At 59.4% G+C, this 17,634-nt stretch carries 18 protein-coding genes; 6 read left to right on the top strand and 12 right to left on the bottom strand.

The annotated features are described in order from the left end of the window. Positions 1-83: 83 nt before the first annotated feature. From serS to B8746_RS10340, 9 genes are all read right to left on the bottom strand, one after another. A complete protein-coding gene (gene serS, locus B8746_RS10380) occupies positions 84-1,382 on the bottom strand; it encodes a serine--tRNA ligase (protein WP_084393614.1) in 1,299 nt (432 codons plus the stop codon). An 85-nt stretch (positions 1,383-1,467) separates the two neighbouring features. Further along, positions 1,468-2,307 carry a twin-arginine translocase subunit TatC gene (tatC, locus tag B8746_RS10375; protein WP_084393613.1) on the bottom strand — a complete coding sequence of 280 codons (840 nt, stop codon included), beginning with the start codon at positions 2,305-2,307 and terminating at the stop codon, positions 1,468-1,470. Next, entirely contained in the window at positions 2,304-2,723 is a 420-nt protein-coding gene (gene tatB / locus B8746_RS10370; protein ID WP_084393612.1) for a Sec-independent protein translocase protein TatB, read from the bottom strand. Before tatB ends, tatC begins: the two co-directional genes overlap by 4 nt. A 25-nt stretch (positions 2,724-2,748) precedes the next feature. Next, positions 2,749-2,976, bottom strand: coding sequence for a twin-arginine translocase TatA/TatE family subunit (gene tatA, locus B8746_RS10365; protein ID WP_188657375.1), 228 nt, complete (start codon positions 2,974-2,976; stop codon positions 2,749-2,751). Between the two features lie 73 nt (positions 2,977-3,049). Next, entirely contained in the window at positions 3,050-3,838 is a 789-nt protein-coding gene (gene scpB, locus B8746_RS10360) for an SMC-Scp complex subunit ScpB (protein WP_084393611.1), read from the bottom strand. Next, on the bottom strand, positions 3,835-4,653 hold the full coding sequence (locus B8746_RS10355; RefSeq protein ID WP_084393610.1) for a segregation and condensation protein A: 819 nt from the start codon (positions 4,651-4,653) through the stop codon (positions 3,835-3,837). Before B8746_RS10355 ends, scpB begins: the two co-directional genes overlap by 4 nt. Then, a complete protein-coding gene (gene nagZ / locus B8746_RS10350) occupies positions 4,650-5,693 on the bottom strand; it encodes a beta-N-acetylhexosaminidase (RefSeq protein WP_084393609.1) in 1,044 nt (347 codons plus the stop codon). Before nagZ ends, B8746_RS10355 begins: the two co-directional genes overlap by 4 nt. Continuing rightward, positions 5,690-6,526: an SPOR domain-containing protein gene (locus B8746_RS10345; RefSeq protein ID WP_158084599.1), complete on the bottom strand. Its 837-nt coding sequence runs from the start codon at positions 6,524-6,526 to the stop codon at positions 5,690-5,692. Before B8746_RS10345 ends, nagZ begins: the two co-directional genes overlap by 4 nt. Before the next feature lie 97 nt (positions 6,527-6,623). Continuing rightward, complete coding sequence (locus tag B8746_RS10340) at positions 6,624-7,826, bottom strand: deoxyguanosinetriphosphate triphosphohydrolase (protein ID WP_095380867.1); 1,203 nt, start codon at positions 7,824-7,826, stop codon at positions 6,624-6,626. Between B8746_RS10340 and erpA the strand changes: the two genes are divergently transcribed. Beyond that, positions 7,825-8,151, top strand: a complete 327-nt coding sequence (erpA, locus tag B8746_RS10335; RefSeq protein ID WP_084393607.1) for an iron-sulfur cluster insertion protein ErpA — start codon at positions 7,825-7,827, stop codon at positions 8,149-8,151. The two genes, B8746_RS10340 and erpA, sit on opposite strands and share 2 nt — an antisense overlap. Here erpA and B8746_RS10330 read toward each other — a convergent pair. After that, positions 8,148-9,410, bottom strand: coding sequence for a SulP family inorganic anion transporter (locus tag B8746_RS10330; RefSeq protein ID WP_084393606.1), 1,263 nt, complete (start codon positions 9,408-9,410; stop codon positions 8,148-8,150). The genes erpA and B8746_RS10330 overlap by 4 nt on opposite strands. 129 nt (positions 9,411-9,539) lie before the next feature. Here B8746_RS10330 and B8746_RS10325 point away from each other — a divergent pair, with 129 nt between their 5' ends. Further along, on the top strand, positions 9,540-10,220 hold the full coding sequence (locus B8746_RS10325) for a nitroreductase (protein WP_084393605.1): 681 nt from the start codon (positions 9,540-9,542) through the stop codon (positions 10,218-10,220). Positions 10,221-10,286: 66 nt separating this feature from the next. Next, positions 10,287-10,859, top strand: a complete 573-nt coding sequence (locus B8746_RS10320) for a DUF1287 domain-containing protein (RefSeq protein ID WP_233124158.1) — start codon at positions 10,287-10,289, stop codon at positions 10,857-10,859. A 108-nt stretch (positions 10,860-10,967) separates the two neighbouring features. On the opposite strand, the gene katG is transcribed toward B8746_RS10320, so the two are convergent. Beyond that, complete coding sequence (gene katG / locus B8746_RS10315) at positions 10,968-13,160, bottom strand: catalase/peroxidase HPI (RefSeq protein ID WP_084393603.1); 2,193 nt, start codon at positions 13,158-13,160, stop codon at positions 10,968-10,970. Between the two features lie 170 nt (positions 13,161-13,330). Next, positions 13,331-13,732 carry a DUF983 domain-containing protein gene (locus tag B8746_RS10310; protein WP_084393602.1) on the bottom strand — a complete coding sequence of 134 codons (402 nt, stop codon included), beginning with the start codon at positions 13,730-13,732 and terminating at the stop codon, positions 13,331-13,333. Positions 13,733-13,985: 253 nt separating this feature from the next. Between B8746_RS10310 and B8746_RS10305 the strand changes: the two genes are divergently transcribed. The 3 genes from B8746_RS10305 (at position 13,986) to B8746_RS10295 (ending at position 17,613) form a co-directional block, all read left to right on the top strand. Beyond that, complete coding sequence (locus B8746_RS10305; RefSeq protein ID WP_084393601.1) at positions 13,986-14,663, top strand: nitroreductase; 678 nt, start codon at positions 13,986-13,988, stop codon at positions 14,661-14,663. A 152-nt stretch (positions 14,664-14,815) separates the two neighbouring features. Further along, positions 14,816-15,976 (top strand): HlyD family secretion protein, encoded by a 1,161-nt coding sequence (locus B8746_RS10300; RefSeq protein ID WP_084394205.1) that lies wholly within the window; start codon positions 14,816-14,818, stop codon positions 15,974-15,976. Next, complete coding sequence (locus B8746_RS10295; RefSeq protein ID WP_084393600.1) at positions 15,973-17,613, top strand: DHA2 family efflux MFS transporter permease subunit; 1,641 nt, start codon at positions 15,973-15,975, stop codon at positions 17,611-17,613. Before B8746_RS10300 ends, B8746_RS10295 begins: the two co-directional genes overlap by 4 nt. The last annotated feature ends 21 nt before the right edge of the window (positions 17,614-17,634 follow it).

Raw genomic sequence — 17,634 nt, 5'->3', positions numbered from 1 at the left:
CCGCTCGTCGCCCATCCTTCGACCAGCTCAGGATGAGGTCCGAAATAAAATGCAACCTCATGCTGAGCTTGTCGAAGTATGATTTACTTGATGACCTCGAGCCCGCCCAGATAAGGCTGCAGCACCTTCGGCACGGCAATCGAGCCGTCTTCCTGTTGATAATTCTCAAGCACAGCGACGAGGGTACGCCCGACAGCCAGGCCTGAGCCGTTCAGCGTGTGCACGAATTCCGGCTTCGGCTTGGGGTTGTCCTCGCTCGCTTCCGGCCGCCAGCGCGCATTCATCCTGCGCGCCTGAAAATCCCCGCAATAGGAACAGGAGCTGATCTCGCGATAGGTGTCCTGCGAGGGTAGCCAGACTTCAAGGTCATAGGTCTTGCGGGCGCCAAAGCCCATGTCTCCGGTGCACAGCAGCATACGGCGATATGGCAGCTCAAGACGCTCGAGAATGGTCTCGGCGCAGACCGTCATCCGCTCAAGCTCGGCGAGCCCCTCTTCCTCATCGCGGACGATGGAGACAAGCTCAACTTTGTTGAACTGGTGCAGTCGGATCATGCCCTTCGTGTCACGGCCCGCACTGCCCGCTTCAGAGCGGAAGCAAGGCGTGTGCGCGGTCATGCGCTTCGGCAGTGCCCTGGCATCCAGAATGCTCTCACGAACGCTGTTCGTCAGCGGAATTTCGGAGGTAGCGATGAGCCACATATCGTCCGTCGTCCGGAAGGAATCTTCGCCAAACTTCGGAAGCTGGCCCGTTCCGACCATCGCGTCTGAGCGGACCAGAAACGGAGGCGTGGTCTCCTCATACCCATGCTCACCGGTCTGCACGTCCAGCATGAAACTGGCCAGTGCGCGCTCGAGCCGGCTCAGTGCGCCGCGCAGCAACACAAAGCGCGAGCCGGACATCTTCGCCGCCGTCTCGAAGTCCATCAGGCCAAGTGCTTCGCCAAGATCTGAATGATCCTTGGGTTCGAAATTGAAACCGCGCGGCGTGCTCCAATGCTTCTCGGCGACGTTGCCTGCCTCGTCTTCGCCTTCTGGCACATCAGCCAGAGGCAGGTTTGGCAAGCCGAGCAAAATCTCGTCCAGCAGCTTGCGCGCTTCGTCTTCCTGTTCACCGGCCGCTTCGATGGTGTCCTTTGCCTCGGCGACGACGGCCCGCAGGCGTTCGAATTCAGCCTCATCGCCCTTGGCCTTGGCCTGTCCGATCAGCTTGGAATTCGCATTGCGGACGCTCTCGGCATCCTGTTTGTCCGTCAGCGCTTTGCGCAGGGCGGTACCGTGCGCGAGGATGTCATCGACAGCGTCGCCGAGTCCCGGCTTGCGACGGTTCCAGGCAGTTCGGAATGCGTCAGGGTTTTCGCGGATGGCGCGGATATCAAACATCAAACAAGACCTTGAAATTCACTTCTCTGCTCGGCTCTAGACCAATTGTCCGCGCAGCGGAACCGCTGATCTCGCGGCGCTGCAGCTAGGTTTCAGCCTGACGTGCGGCTTCCTCTTCGGCTGCCTTTTTCTCCATCATGGAAACACACCAGATTGAGATTTCATAAAGGCCATAAACCGGCACAGCCAGCATGATCTGAGAAATCATGTCAGGAGGGGTAAAGAATGCAGCAGATACGAGAATGGCGACGATGGCGTATTTGCGTCCACTACGAAGCGTGTCTGCGCCAACAATTCCAGCGCGGCCCATCAGTCCCAGTACAACAGGCAACTGAAAGCTGAGACCGAATGCCAACATCAGCGCCATGACCAGAGAGAGATATTCCGACACCTTGATCTGCGGCGTGATGGCGGCGAGCCCCTCCCCGCCCTGCTGCTCGAAGGACAGGGCAAAGCTGGAGATGAGCGGCAACATGACGAAATAGACGAACAATGCGCCGATGACGAACAGGACCGGCGCTGCGATCAGGAAAGGTAGCACAGCACCGCGTTCATTCTTGTAAAGTCCGGGGGCCACGAAGGAGTAGATCTGCCAGCCCATGACCGGGAAGGCGACGAAAACCCCCGCAAACAGGGCAAGCTTCAGCTGCACGAAGAAGACTTCGAGCGGCTGGGTGTAGATCAGATTGAACTGCGTATCACCACGCTCCACTTCCGCCACGTGGACAAGCGGGCCCAGCAGCCAGTTATAGAGCGGCTTTGCAGCAAAGAAGCAGACGAGACTGGCGATGGCGAGCGCTGCGATGCTCCAGATGAGGCGGCTGCGCAACTCGATCAGATGGTCGAGCAGTGGCGCACGCGATGCCTCCATCTCGTCCTCATCGGTGATGTCGGGACGCTGGTCTGCCGGTAGGTCCTTGCTCATACCTTGTCGGCCCTGCGCTCTGGATCGGCGGCATTATTGTCGTCTGGCTCAGACATGGAGGCCGCATCGGTCGTGATTTCCGCTGGCGGCTCTTCACCTTCTGGAGCGGGTTCAGGCAGCGGGTTTTCCATCATGACCTGCCTGTTGATGTCCGCTTCGGTTTTTTTGAGTTCGTCGACGGCCTGGGTCAGCGCGTTTTCACGGCGCAAATCCTCGATTTCTTTACGCAATTCGTCGAGTTCGGCCTGTTTGGCAATGTCGTCAAAAGCCGACTGGAACTCCCGCGCCATGGCTTTACCCTTGGCGACGAACTGGCCGAGCTTGCGCATCATGAGCGGCAAGTCTTTCGGGCCGACCACGATCAGGGCAACTGTCGCGATCAGCAGAAATTCAGTGAGTCCGAATTGCGGAAGCATTAATCAGCCGGCCTCCTGCGCCATACTAGCTGGAGGTTTTCGACTTTTCCTTCTCAGGCGTCACGTTGACCATCTTGTCGTCGTCGAGCTTCTTCTTCTCGCCGTCGGCTTCGTCCTCATCATTGAGGCCCTTGCGGAAGCTGCGAACGCCCTTGGCCATGTCACCCATGATCGAAGAGATGCGTCCCCGTCCGCCGAACAGCAACAGGGCCACAATAAGTACGATAAGAAGCTGCATCCAGCTTGGGGCCATGGGAATTCTCCGGATCTAGTCGCCGCACCATTAGCGCCATTACCTGACAGCCTCAATGGTTTGCAGACACAGCTTAGTCTTCCTCGGTCTCACCGTCCATGAAATCTGTGACAAAAGCTCCGTTATCATCGTCGTTTTCAGCATCTGGCTGCAGGTCGCCCAGCGGCATGTCGACTTCTGATGCATCAAAATCGTCCGGAACCACGTCAGACAGAAGGCCGCCCGCTTCGAGCTCGGCCCGCCCCGGCAGGACGTCGAGGCTTTCCAGTCCGAAATGCTCCAGGAAGCTGTCTGTCGTGCCATATGTTACCGGTCGGCCAGGCGTCTTGCGCCGCCCCTTGATGCGAACCCAGCCGGCCTCCATCAGTTGGTCGATCGTGCCTTTGGAGACGGCCACGCCGCGAACGGCTTCGATTTCAGCCCGGGTGACGGGCTGTCCGTAAGCGATGATAGCCAGTGTCTCGAGCGCCGCCTGAGACAGTTTCTTCTGCTCATGGCGCTCTTCCACGAACAGGTAGGAAAGGTCCTCGGCGGTCTGGAAGCGCCATTTGCCTGCCACTTCGACAAGGTTGACGCCTCGATTGGCATAAGCGGCCTTGAGCGACATCAGCACCTGCGCGGCGTCGGCTTCCTGTGGCAGGACCTCAGCTATCTGCTCGGCAGACAGGGGCTCGCCCGCAGCAAACAGAACCGCCTCCGCACGGCGCAGCGCCTCCGAACTCGCATCGATGCCCGCATCACTGACGTCAGAAAGGCTTTCTGCAGAGCGCTGATAGGCGAAGGAGAGCTGGCGCACGGCCTTGCGGATATCTTCCGGCTCATCATCCATCGGGATATCTTTCAATTGAGGTATCGCATTCATGCGTGAAGCCCTCCCCTCTCTTCCTGAGCGCCGCGCAGGTATAGCGGCGAGAAATGCTGGTCCTGACGCAGCTCCACATCGCCATCCCGGGCGAGTTCCAAAGCTGCGGAAAAGACACTGGCGGTGACAGAGCGCGGCGGAATATCGCCCGCAATGTCCGTCATTCTGGCGCGAAGCTGGTCAAGGCTCGCCCAATCGTCGATCAATTTGCTCAGCGACTTCAGAGAATCGCGCGCATTCTCGAGCGGCAGCACGAACTGGTGCTCGACCCGATGCGGTGCAGCTTCTTCGCGGCGCTGGCGAATGGAGCCGAAAGCCTGCATCAGATGCCAGAGCGTGGTGTCGTATTCGGTCTGCTTGATCACACGCGGCTTTTCCGGGGCTCCGCGCACGAACACGTCCTGCCCGAGCTGCGCCAGTTCCATGAGCTGGTCGCCGGCCTCTCGCATCGCGTCGAGACGTTTCAGGCGGAAGGCCAGCCGTGCAGCCATCTCCTCACCGTCAATCTCGTCATTTGCCGCCTTTTCAGGCTTTGGCAGCAGCAACCGCGATTTCATGAAGGCGAGCCAGGCCGCCATGAGAAGGTAGTCGGCCGCAAGGTCTATCCGCTTGCGTCGCACTTCCTCGATGAAGCCGATATACTGGTTGGCGAGCTCCAGCATGGAGACCTTGAGCAAGTCGACCTTCTGCTTGCGGGCCAGATCCAGAAGCAGGTGGAGTGGGCCTTCATAACCGTCGAGATCGACCGAGAACATGTCTTCGGCTTCGATATCGTCCTGTTCGATGAGGTCATTGGAGACAAGTTCAAGGCTCATGCGTAGGCCGCTCCCATGTTTGAGAGCAGCTCCTTGAAGCGCTCCCATCCTGCTTCGGCATCAAATTCCGACCCCCGATTGGACGCTGCTTCCGCTTCGGTCGCACGCTCCAGCGCCTTACCGGCCAGGACCGGAGCCGCCTCAGCAACTTCCGTCATTTCAGCGAGGATGGCGTCTGGCTCTTTCAGGAAGCCCGAACAGTGCAACAGCACGTCACAGCCCGCCTCAATGGAAGCGTTCGCGCGATCTGTAAGAGAGCCCCCTAGGGCCTTCATGCCGAGATCATCCGTCATCAGAAGGCCATCAAACCCGATTCGGCCACGAATGACGTCCTGAATCATCGGTTTCGAAACAGTCGCCGCACAGCTGGCGTCAAAATGGTCATAGGCAATATGCGCAGTCATCGCCATCGGAGCATCCTTGACGTGCACGAACGCTGCGAAGTCCGAGGACAGCTCATTGTCGTCCGCAGTGACGCGAGGCAGCTCCAGATGGCTGTCGGCCATCGATCGGCCATGACCCGGAATGTGCTTGATCACGCCCGCCACATAACCGTCTTCAAGTCCTCTGAGGGCTGCCCGCGCGAGCGCGCCAACCTTGTCCGGATCCGTCCCAAAGGCCCGGTCGCCAATCACATCGTGGGCACCGGGTTGCGGCAGGTCGCAGACGGGGGCACAGTCGGCATGGACCCCCATGGCGGCAAGCTCAGCGGCAATGAGGCGGTGGCCGAGCCAGATCGCCTCCAGTCCGGCTTCAGGATCGACGTCATAAAGGTCGCCATAGACGTGACCGGCAGGGAAAAGCGGCCATTCAGGTGCTTTCAGGCGCGCGACACGTCCGCCCTCTTGATCGATGAATATCAGGATCTCTCGACCGACGGCCGTCCAGATGTCCTGCACCAGTTGCGTGACCTGTTGCCTGGAGAGGCAGGAGCGTCCCATGAGGATCACGCCCCATGGCTTGTGCTCGGCCAGAAGAGCGGCCTCTTCGCGCAACAGGCTTGCCCCCGCCACGCTCAGGATACAGGCCTTATTGTTCATGCAGCCTCGCGAACAACGATACAATCACCGCCCTTTTCCTTCAGCGCATCGCAGAACTCAGACGCCGTATCGCGTGTACCGAATGCGCCAGCACGGAGACGATAGAAAATACCTTTCGCGCCGAGGTCTGCCTTCTCGATGGACATGCGGGCTCCTTCGAAAATGTCCGGATTGCTTCGACGTGCTTTCGACCATGCTTCGGTCGCGGCTTCCTCGCTGCGCAGCGCCGATATCTGGACAAGGTATTCCCCACCGGGCGCAAACGCAAAACGATATGCAGGTTCGCCGTGCTGCTCGGTATCAAGCGCAGGGAGCGCGGGGAGCTGCGGCTGTTCCCGCGAAGCAGATTCCACCGGTTGCGGATCGCTGCGTGGTGGCTCGACGGCCGGCAAATCCTCTTCCCGCACAGCCACAGGAGCCGGCGACTCGGCCCGGCTCGTTTCAGCGTCGCCTGCAGGCCGCAGATCTAAAGGCGGCCCACCTCTAAGATAGCCTTCGGACGTGTTGGCGACCTGTGTGGGTTCCGGGCGGCGCGTCGAGCCATCCATCGCATCGTAGAGACGCCGGTCCAGGTCCTCGATCTGGATACCACCCTTGTCGTCCGGGACACGTTTGTATGGCTGCGCTTCTGCAACAACCATGGGCAGTGCGCCATCCGTCGGACGGACGCCCTGGCGGTAGGTATTCCAGACGACAGCACCGAATACGATCAGCACACCAATGGCGAGCGACAAGATCAGTGGTCCGCGCGCGGAGTCATCATCTCGGATTTCGAAGCCGCGATATTCTTCCTCGTACGGCCCCAAATCATAGTCTCGGTTACGATTGCTCATTCTGGTCATCAGCCCCTGGATGAATTGGTCTTTGGTTAAGATTAAGGCGGGTTTCGTTAACGATCGTTGAATCGACAGGAACACAGCCAACCCGGCCTCAGATCATGCTTTCCAGGTTGAAGACCTTGCGGTGCAGGTCGATGGCATAATTGTCCGTCATTCCGGCGATATAGTCACAGACAAGGCGGGCCCGCCGCTCCTTCGGTGCCTGTTCTGCATCCTGGCGTAATGGTGGTGGCAGGATGTCCGGTTCGGCAAGGAAAAGCTCGAACAGCTCCTTGAGCACCCTTTTGGCCTGACTGCGCATGCGGTTCACCTTGTAATGCTTGTACATGCGCTCATAGAGGAAGGCCCGCAGTTCACGCTGCTGGGCTTCGAACTCCTCGGAAAAGGAAATAAGCGGTTCCGGCAAGGCACGCACTTCAGCGGCCGATTGAGGGTTGTACTTTTTCACACGCGCAAGGGTTTCGGTGCAGAGATCGTCAATCCAGAGGCCGATGAGGCGGCGGACGGCCTCATAGACGGTGCGCTGGGTATCTAGCACCGGATGCTCGATACGGACGCCGCGGAAGACGTCGCCTATGAGCGGAATAGTCAGCATGTCGTCAATCGTGAAGAGTCCCGCTGCGATGCCATCATCAATGTCGTGATTATTGTAGGCGATATCATCCGCCAAGGCGGCGACCTGCGCTTCCGGGCCAGCGAACTGATCCAGCTCAAGTTTGTCCAGATATGCAAAGTCCCTGAAGGCGGCCGGCAGGGAAGAAACAGGATTATCCGCCGTCACCAGCGGTCCGTTATGCTTGACCAGTCCTTCCAGCATTTCCCAAGTGAGGTTCAGGCCATCAAACGTCGGATATCTCTGCTCAAGGCGGGTCACAACACGAAGAGTCTGCGCATTGTGATCAAAGCCTTCATAGTCGTGCATGCTCTCATCGAGTTGGTCCTCGCCCGCATGACCGAAGGGCGGATGCCCAAGATCGTGCGCGAGCGCCATGGCTTCAGCGAGGTCTTCATCGACGCCGAGCCGCCGCGCCACCGACCGCGCAATCTGCGCCACTTCGAGCGAATGGGTCAGCCGTGTGCGGTAATGGTCCCCTTCATGGGCCACGAAAACCTGCGTTTTCTGCTTCAGGCGGCGAAAGCCGGAAGAGTGAATGATACGGTCGCGATCACGCTGAAACGGCGTGCGCGTTGCAGATTCAGCCTCCTCGTGAAACCGGCCGCGCGAATTTTCCCACAGGGTCGCAAACACTGCTCTCTTTTCTGGAAGCGCAGGCTTTCCTATCTTGTCCGACATGACCGACGTCACTCTCTCTTCCTCAGCTGCCGAGCGCATTAAGGCGATTCTGGCAAAACAGTCCGGCAAAGACTTCCTTCGAGTATCCGTTGAAGGCGGCGGCTGCTCAGGCTTTTCCTATAAATTCGACCTCGATGATACGAAGAACGAAGACGACATTGTGGTCGAACGGGATGGTGCGCAGGTCCTGATCGACGAGATGAGCCTGGAGTTCATGCGCGGCTCAGAGATCGACTTCTCAACCGAGCTGATCGGCGCTGCGTTCAAAATTAAAAATCCGAATGCAACTGCAGCCTGTGGCTGCGGTACGAGTTTTTCGCTTTAGCGCTGAGGCGGCGTCCAGTCGCTCTCGTCTGTTCTCCGGCTCAGGCGCAGGGCGAACCCCACGGCCACGCCAACTCCTATAGCAACCGTAAGGTCGACCAGAACCGTCAGGACCATGGTCAGGACGAGAAGCATGCGGTCGCTAAGCGGTGCCGTCGCATAGTTCTTCCATTTGTGCGGCTCACTCATATTCCATGCGGTCAGCATTAGGAGAGCGGCGAGTGCTGGCATGGCGAGATATCCGGCGACCGGGGCGGCGATCAGCATTATCAGCAAGATAACAATAGCATGCACGATACCCGCGACCGGGGTTTTACCGCCCGCCCGTACATTCGTCGCTGTCCGGGCGATAGCTCCTGTTGCCGGTAGGCCGCCAAACAGTGCGGAGACAACGTTGGCAGCCCCTTGCGCGGTCAGCTCGGCGTTCGGTCGGTGCTGACCGCCGATCATCCGATCGGCGACCATGGCTGAAAGCAGGGATTCCACGCCGGCCAGGAAGGCGATGATAAAGGCGGACGGGACGAGTTCCACTATCCGGTCCCAACTCAGCTCAGGCAGGTGTGGAATTGGCAGATGGTTCGGCAACATACCAAAGCGCGAGCCGAGCGTGTCGACGGGCAGTCGCAGAAGCACCACCAGCGCCGATCCGATCCCGACGGCCACGATAAGCCCCGGATACTTTGGGACGAGCCGCTTCAACAGCAGGATCAGCACCATTGTGACCAGACCGACGATGAAGGCCTGCATGCTGAATGTCGTCCTTGCCTCCCAGAGCGCTGGGAGCTTTTCGACAAAATCAGCGGGCACGCTGTCCAAGGAAAGGCCGAAGAAATCATTGAGCTGGCTTGCGGCGATGATGATGGCAATGCCAATGGTGAAGCCGTTTACGACGGCTTCAGGAACAAAGGCGATCAGACGGCCTGCCCTGAAGTATCCTGCAACCAGAAGAATAAGACCCGCCATGAGCGTCGCCAAAACCAGTCCGTCATAGCCATGCTCGGCAATCACGCCGAACACCACGACAATGAACGCGCCGGTCGGCCCGCCAATCTGCACCCGCGATCCGCCGAGCAATGAAATCAGGAATCCCGCAACGATGGCTGTGATCAGGCCCTTTCCGGGGTCTGCACCAGACGCGATCGCAATGGCGAGGCTGAGCGGAAGAGCAACAAGCGCCACCGTCACTCCGGCCATGAGGTCGGCAAAAAGAAGCGACCAGGAATATTGCCTGATCGTCGTAAGGATTTTGGGTTTCCTCATGAAGCCAGCGTATTAGCCCTTCGGTGACGCTTTGGCACTGTGACCCAGTCACGCAGGAAATTTTGCATGCACCCTTCCCTTCCGCAGCGTCGCACCCCTAGATCAGTCCCCAAACCGGGAGGATCGACCATGGATGTTACGCAAGCCGTCAATCAGCGCATTTCAACACGCGCTTATCTCGACAAACAGATTACTGAAGCTGAAATTCGCGACTGGCTGACAACCGCCCAGAGGGCACCGTCGGGCGGTAACCTTCAGCCGTGGCGGGTCATCGTCGTGACGGGAGACGAAAAACAGAAGGTCATCGACCTTGCCCAGCAAAAGCTTGCCGGTAACCCTCGCGGTGAGCCGACCGACCGCCCGATTTACCCGAAAGACCTGTGGGAACCGCACGAAGCGCGCCGCCGCCGAGTTGGCGAGATGATGTATGAGACGCTCGAGATCCCGCGCGAAGACAAGGCCGGTCGGATCCAGTGGTTCGCCCGCAACTATCGCTTCTTCGATGCGCCCGTGGGTGTGTTCTTCGTGATTGATGAGCGCATGGGCCATGGCCAGTGGGCCCATACCGGCATGTATATGCAGACCCTCGCCCTTCTTGCCGAAGAGCGCGGCTGGGGGACGTGTTTCCAGGAGTGCTGGGGCATCCTGCGTCCCACGCTGAAAGAGCATTTCCAGCTCGGTGAGACTGAGATGCTTTATTGCGGCATGGCCCTTGGCTATCCGGACCCCGACCATCCGGTGAATGCGCTTCGCGCGGAACGGGCTGACCTGTCTGAATTTGCCGAACTTAAAGGCTTCCAAAAAGCCTGACCTCTGCCCAAATCGCGCCAAAACTGGCGGACAGATTTTGTCTCCATGAGGACGAGGAGACAGTTCATGGCAGGTCTGGGTGCGCTACCACTGGCAGCCAACAATGCAGGCTGGCAGGCTTTTTCTCAATCAACTCAACTGGTTGCGGCGGCGCGGCGGCAGATCGGCGTGACGCTCGACTATGATCCGGCCTATGTGCAGATTGACTATCCCGGCGGGGATGTGCCGCGCGAATCGGGGGTCTGTATCGATGTCGTGATCCGCGCCTATCGCGATGCGTTCGGCTACGATTTCCAGACATCCATCCACGAAGACATGCGCGCCAATTTCGGCAGATATCCTACAAACTGGGGCCTGTCCGGGCCTGACCGGAACATCGATCACAGGCGGGTGCCGAACCTCGAAACCTGGCTTGTCCGCAACGCAACCGAGCTTCCGCCAGAAGACTGGCAGCCGGGTGATCTCATCACTTGCCGCGTGGACCGGTCCCTGCCCCATATCGCCATTGTCTCTGACAGGAAGATGAGCTGGGGCGAGCCTTATGTGATTCACAATATCGGGCTCGGCACGCGCGAAGAGCGGCTTATCGGACGGTTTGAAAATGAACGCCGGTTCCGGTTTTTCCCCGCGGAAACCTGAGCAAGTTTCGACGGTTTTCGACCGTCCAGAACCCGTCCAAATGAAAACGGCGTTCCGATTCCCCGGAACGCCGCCTTCGAAGGAGACCTTTTTGAGGTCAGGTAATCGTTATTTCACGTCATAGCGGTCAAGCATCATGACCTTGTCCCAAGCTTTCACGAAGTCCTTCACGAACTTCTCACCATTGTCGGACTGGGCATAGACTTCAGAGATTGCCCGCAGCTGCGAGTTCGAACCGAAGACGAGGTCGACGCGGGATGCCGTCCACTTCAGGTCGCCGGTTGCCCGGTCGTGACCTTCGAACAGCTGGCCCTTGTCGTCGGATGGCTGCCAACCTGTATTCATGTCTAGCAGGTTGACGAAGAAGTCGTTCGTCAGCTGCCCCGGACGCTTGGTGAACACACCGTGCTTCGAACCACCGACATTGTTGCCGAGAACGCGCAGGCCGCCAATCAGGACGGTCATTTCAGGTGCCGACAGGTTCAGCAAATTGGCGCGGTCGATCATGATCTCCTCGGTCGGAACCGTGAAGTCGGTCGATTCGACGTAGTTGCGGAAGGCTTCTGCGCGGGGGCGCAGCGGCTCGAATGAGTCGGCATCCGTCATCTCGTCCGTCGCGTCGGTGCGGCCCGGCGTGAACGGTACCGTCACATCGTAGCCTGCTTCCTTTGCCGCTTTTTCGACGCCAGCGCAGCCGGCAAGGACAATCAGGTCAGCGAGAGAGACCGGCTTGCCAAAGGACGATTTGATCTCTTCGAGCTTGGAGAGAACCTTCTGCAGCTGGGCTGGCTGGTTCACGTCCCAATCCTTCATCGGCGCGAGTCGGATGCGGGCACCATTAGCGCCGCCGCGCTTGTCCGAACCGCGGAAAGAAGCCGCAGACGCCCAGGCCGTGGAGACGAGTTCTGACACGGTGAGGCCGGATGCGAGAACCTTGGCCTTGAGATCCTTGATGTCCGCATCGCCAACCAGCGGATGATCGACGGGTGGAACCGGATCCTGCCAGATCAGGTCTTCAGCAGGCACTTCGGGGCCGACATAACGAGATTTCGGGCCCATGTCGCGGTGGGTGAGCTTGAACCAGGCACGGGCAAACGCGTCGGCAAACTTCTCCGGATTGGCGTGATAGTCGCGGGAGATCTTCTCGTAGGAAGGATCCATACGCAGCGCCATGTCAGCCGTCGTCATGATAGTGATCTGCTTCCTGGATGGATCATGGGCCTTCGGCGCCATGTCCTCTTCCCTGACGTTCACGGGCTGCCACTGGTGTGCTCCAGCCGGGCTCTTTGCGAGTTCCCATTCATAACCGAACAGCATGTCGAAATAAGTCATGTCCCATTTCGTCGGCGTCGGCGTCCAGGACCCTTCGATACCGGAGGTGATGGTGTCGTCACCAATGCCTGTACCGTGCGTGCTGGCCCAGCCAATGCCTTGTGCCGCGATGTCAGAGCCTTCCGGGTCTGCGCCGACGAGGCTTGCATCGCCTGCGCCGTGACACTTGCCGAAGGTGTGGCCGCCAGCGACGAGCGCGACGGTTTCCTCGTCATTCATCGCCATGCGGGCAAAAGTCTCGCGGATGTCCTGAGCCGAGGCGAGCGGATCAGGATTGCCGTCCGGGCCTTCAGGGTTCACGTAAATGAGGCCCATCTGGACAGCAGCCAGCGGGTTCTCGAGAGCGCGGCCTTCGGAATAGCGGCTGTTTGGCTTGTCGCTGGTTGCGAGCCATTCTGCCTCAGAGCCCCAATAGACTTCTTCCGGCTCCCAGGTGTCTGGACGTCCGCCAGCAAATCCAAATGTGTTGAAGCCCATATCCTCAAGCGCGACATTGCCTGCGAGGATCATCAGGTCAGCCCAGGAGAGGGCGTTGCCATACTTCTGCTTGACCGGCCACAGGAGGCGGCGGGCCTTGTCGAGGTTGGCATTGTCCGGCCAGGAGTTCAGCGGTGCGAAGCGCTGCTGGCCTGCGCCTGCGCCGCCGCGACCATCACTGATTCGATACGTGCCTGCGGAGTGCCAGGCCATGCGGATCATGAACGGGCCATAGTGGCCATAGTCTGCTGGCCACCAGTCAACGGACGTGTTCAGGACCTCCGCGATGTCCGCCTTGACGGCCTTGAGATCGAGCTTGTTGAATGCTTCGGCATAATCGAAGCCTTCATCCATCGGGTCACCGGCCGGATGGTTCTTGTGCAGGATGTCGAGATTGAGAAGCTTTGGCCACCAATCCTTGTTCCGCGGTCCGCGGAAAAGCCAGTGTCGCTCCTGATCACCCGAAAATGGGCATTTCATGTCGTCGGCCATAGTGTCTCCCATGTTTTTGAATTGACGAACTTAGGTTCGGACTGGTTGTAGCGTCTTGCGATCTATAGGGCCAATCGAAATGAATGCACCTTAGTATAGGTTTTCTTTATAGGACTGCTGGAGAGTCGATAATTGCGCGCGACGCGGCGCGCCATTCCGCAATCACAGGATTACTGGTTCCAGCCTCTGGGCGGTTTTCCGTGGCTGCCCGTGCTTTCCCACTTGGCTTCTTCAGCGCGATTGCGAATTTGAAGATTGAACAGGACGGCCTTGAAAAGCGGCAGCAATAAGAGCGCCAGACCGAACATCGTCGACAGCAAGATGATCCAGAGCACGATTTTGAGGACAAGAGGCGCGCTCACCATCGGCAGGATGAAATAGAATGGCGCGAACAGGATCATGACCAGAAAGCCCACGAAGAAAGCCGGGCCATCCGCCGTATCGGCAACACTAAAGTCTTGGCCACAGCTGGGGCACTCATCGCGGAATTTGAGATAGGACCGGAACAGGCTACCCTGCCCGCACCTCGCGCAGCGCTGCTTCAGACCTCGTTTGATCGGTTGCTCGAACATGACGGGAGATATGAGACCTTTAGGGTCACCCGTGGAGTGTGGCAGAGCGGCGCAGGTGGAAGCGGGAGCCAACGCTTATCAGAGCACATCGCAGAAAGTGCCTTGCGGGCGGGAGGGCTCCATCGGCATCCCACTGACTGCACGAACCACAACAGGACAGGGCGCGTGATCCACCCTGTGCCCAAGGGCTTTGACTACCCTTGGGGAAGCGCTCTAGCTTTCCCGCGAACAACAGAAATTCGGGAGGTCGAGGATGGAATATGAAGAGGTGGTCCGTAGCCGGCGCAGCATTCGAGGATATCTCGACAAGCCTGTGCCCAAAGCGCTGATCCGGGAAATTCTCGAAATTGCCATGCGCGCGCCGACATCCCTGAACTCACAGCCCTGGAACTTTTATGTCTGCACTGGCGAAGTGCTGGACAAGATCCGCAAGGGCAATGTCGAGCGCAATGTCGCTGGCGTGCCTCACAGCCGCGAGTTTCGCCTCGGTCCTGACTATGAGGGCGTGCATCGCGAACGTCAGATCGGCATTGCGGTGCAGCTTTTCAAAGCGATGGGGATCGAGCGTCATGACAAGGAAAAGCGTACCGACTGGGTGCTGCGCGGTTTTCGCCAGTTCGACGCGCCGGCCTGCATCGTGGTGACCTATGACAAGGCGCTGCAGGGCGGCGACATCGCGCCCTTCGACTGCGGCGGCGTAGTCAACTGTATCGTCAACACGGCCTGGTCCAAGGGGCTGGGCTGTGTGATCAACAGCCAGGGCATCATGCAGAGCCCTGTCGTGCGTAAACATGCCCAGATTCCTGATGATCAGGTCATCCAGACGTGCGTGGCCATAGGCTGGCCCGACGAATCGTTTCCCGCAAATGCCGTGGTGTCGACACGCAAGTCGGTGGATGAGGCAGCGACGTTCCGCGGGTTTGACGACTGATTTGAGACCATCGTTCGGTATAGTTGCCTCAACGTCATATCTCGAACAATCGTTCGAAAACGTCATTATGGGCACGTGGACGAAGCATCCACCAGCGCAAGAGCTGACAGGGAGGAAGGATGCTCAGCTTCTGACGAAGCTGACGAATGGGCATGGACGGCAATATTTCATCCACTCCGTCTGAGAGCGACACGCGGTCTCGCCGCGTGGCCAGCTTGCTTCGTTCCCGGCGCACACGGCTCTGGCTGGCGATTGTCGCGGGCCTCCTTGCGGTCATCCTGATCGTGCGCTTTCTTTCGGACCGCGCCGCTTATGTGTCGACCGCCGACGCGCGCATTGCTTCGGACATGATCGCCGTTTCGACTGACATTTCCGGAAGGATCACCGATGTCGCTGTCGATGAGGGTGACAGGGTGTCTGAAGGCGACGTGCTGTTCCGCATTGATGATCGCGAAGCCTCCCTCCTTCTGGCCCAATATGAGGCCGAGGCCGAGCGGCTTCGGGCCGAGATCGCGCGGGAGGACACGCGCGTCACGCTGGCTTCGTCCAAGGCTGGAAGCGAAGTTGCAGCCCGCGCCGCCGGTACGCAGTCTGCCTCAGCCTCCGTCCAGTCGGCACAATCGGACTATCAGACCGCGAAGCTGGATTTCGACCGGACAAAGGACCTGTTCGACCGAGGCCGGGTGTCCCGCGCCGCCCTCGACCAGGCGCAGAATGCGCTCGACACGGCTGAACAGGCCGTCAGACGCGCCGAAGCCGACCGCCAGCGCGCTGCTGCTGAGCAGCGCACTGCCAGCATCGGCAGCCAGGAAGTCCAGCTCATCGAACATGACCTCTCTGTCCTGCGCGCCGCCCTGCTTCAGGCTGAAGCGCGTGTTGATGCGCAGAAGGTTGTCCTCGACCAGCATTCGATCCGCAGTCCCATTGACGGGGTCGTTGACGAGATTTTCTATGATGTGGGCGAGCATTCACTGCGCGGATTCCGCATGGCGCTGCTGCACAATCCAGACGATGTCTGGGTATCGGCGAACATCAAGGAGACCGACATCCGCAATGTCCGCCCAGGCGCGCCTGTACTGGTAAAGGTCGACAGCTATCCCGGTATCAGGTTCAGCGGTACGGTGGACCGCGTGCATGATGCAACGATTGGCGAAGCCTCGCTGATGCCAAACCCGAATGCGAACGGCGTATTCACAAAGATAACCCAGCGCATCTCCGTCAGCATCACGCTTGATGAGGCTGATGTCGCGTTGCGACCCGGCACCATGGTTCGTGTACGCATCCGCAAGCAAGCCGACGGCGATGCCCGGTGAGCACAAGCGCGCATCCGCCGCGACCCGGCGCATTTCGCGCGCCGGTTCCCCTGCCAGTCGATATCCCACCGCTTGCCAATGAACCGGTACGCGAGCGCTTTGCGCAATTCGGTCCGATTTATCGCTGGCTGCTGCTTTTTTCGATGCTTGTCGGCTCCATGTCGACGCTGCTGGCTGCAACAACCATCAATGTCGCCCTGCCCGCGATCATAGGTGCCTTCGGTCTCGGGCAGGACCAGGCGCAGTGGATGTCGACAGCGTTTCTTGCAGCTTCGACGATTGCGATGCTGGCCAATGCCTGGGCCATGTCGAATTACGGACCGCGGGCGACCTACACATTCGGGATGATTGTCTTCATTGCCGGGTCCTCGCTCGGCGCGGTCAGCAGCGCGCTGGAACTGCTCATCGTGTCGCGAGCCATGCAGGGCGTAGCGGCAGGCCTGCTCCAGCCCATGTCCATGTTTCTCATCTTCCAGACCTTTCCGGACAGGATGCGTGGCACGGCCATTGGTCTTTTCTCGATTGGCGTGGTGCTGGCCCCTGCCTTTGGGCCGGCGCTCGGCGGGATTGCGGTCGACATATCGAGCTGGCGCCTGGTCTTTGTCGCAACCGTACCGCTGGCGCTCGTCGCCCTGATCGCTGCGCCCTTCCTGATGCCGCATGTCGACCAGGAGCAGAAAGCCCAGCGACGTCCTTTGGACTGGCAGGGTCTCGTACTGCTGGCCATCGGCATTGTCTGCCTTCTGTCAGGGTTTGCGGGCGGCAACAGGGATGGCTGGGATTCAGACCTTTCGCTCATCAAGTTCAGCCTCGGCATTGTGTCCCTGATCGTGTTCTTCCTGTGGGAGCGACGCCATCCCTTCCCGGCGCTCAATCCCGCGATCTTTGCCTACAGGCAGTTCTGGGCGACCGGCATCATCATTGCGGCAACAGGAGTCGCGATTTACGGGTCGACTTATCTCATCCCGCTCTTCGTCCAGCTGGTGCAACACTATTCGCCAACAGCGGCAGGCGTGATGATGATCCCTGCCGGGCTCGCCATGGTGATGGGATTCCCGATTGCCGGGCGGCTGAGCGACAAGGTGGACACACGGTGGCTGCTCGCTTTCGGCATCGTAAGCTTCGCGGTGTCGGCCTATCTGCTGTCGCATGTCACGGCGCTCACACCCTATTGGGTCCTGGTCTTCTGGATCGTGCTCAGCCGCGTGGGCATCAGCTTCTGCATGCCGCCGAGCAATACGACTGCAATAAGGGCGGTACCGCCACACCTGCTGGCATCAGCGACGGGCGGCGCATCCTTCCTGATGCAGGTTGGCGGTGCATTCGGCGTGAATTTGCTCGCCATCCTGCTGCAGAGGCGGCTGATCTTTCACGGCGATCACCTGGCCGCCAGCCTCAATGAGTCGAACCCGCAACTTTCCTACGCCCATGCCATGACTGCGCGTGAGCTGGAAGCGGCAGGCCTTCCGCAGCTGCCTGCCTTCCAGACCGCCTTCAGCGAATTTGGCCGGCAGATATCCACTGATGCCAGCGTGCTTGCCTTTCGCGACTGCTTCCTCGCCGTGGCGATCTGGTTCATCGTAATTTTCGGGGTCCTGTTCCTCATGCCGAAACCACGACTGGACCGCCCGGGCTAGTCAGCAATGGGATGTTTTGCA

This window comes from Henriciella pelagia, from assembly GCF_002088945.1.
Lineage (GTDB): Bacteria > Pseudomonadota > Alphaproteobacteria > Caulobacterales > Hyphomonadaceae > Henriciella > Henriciella pelagia.
The sequence above is the reverse complement of the archived record's forward strand: the minus strand, read 5'-3'. Positions and strand labels throughout refer to the sequence as shown.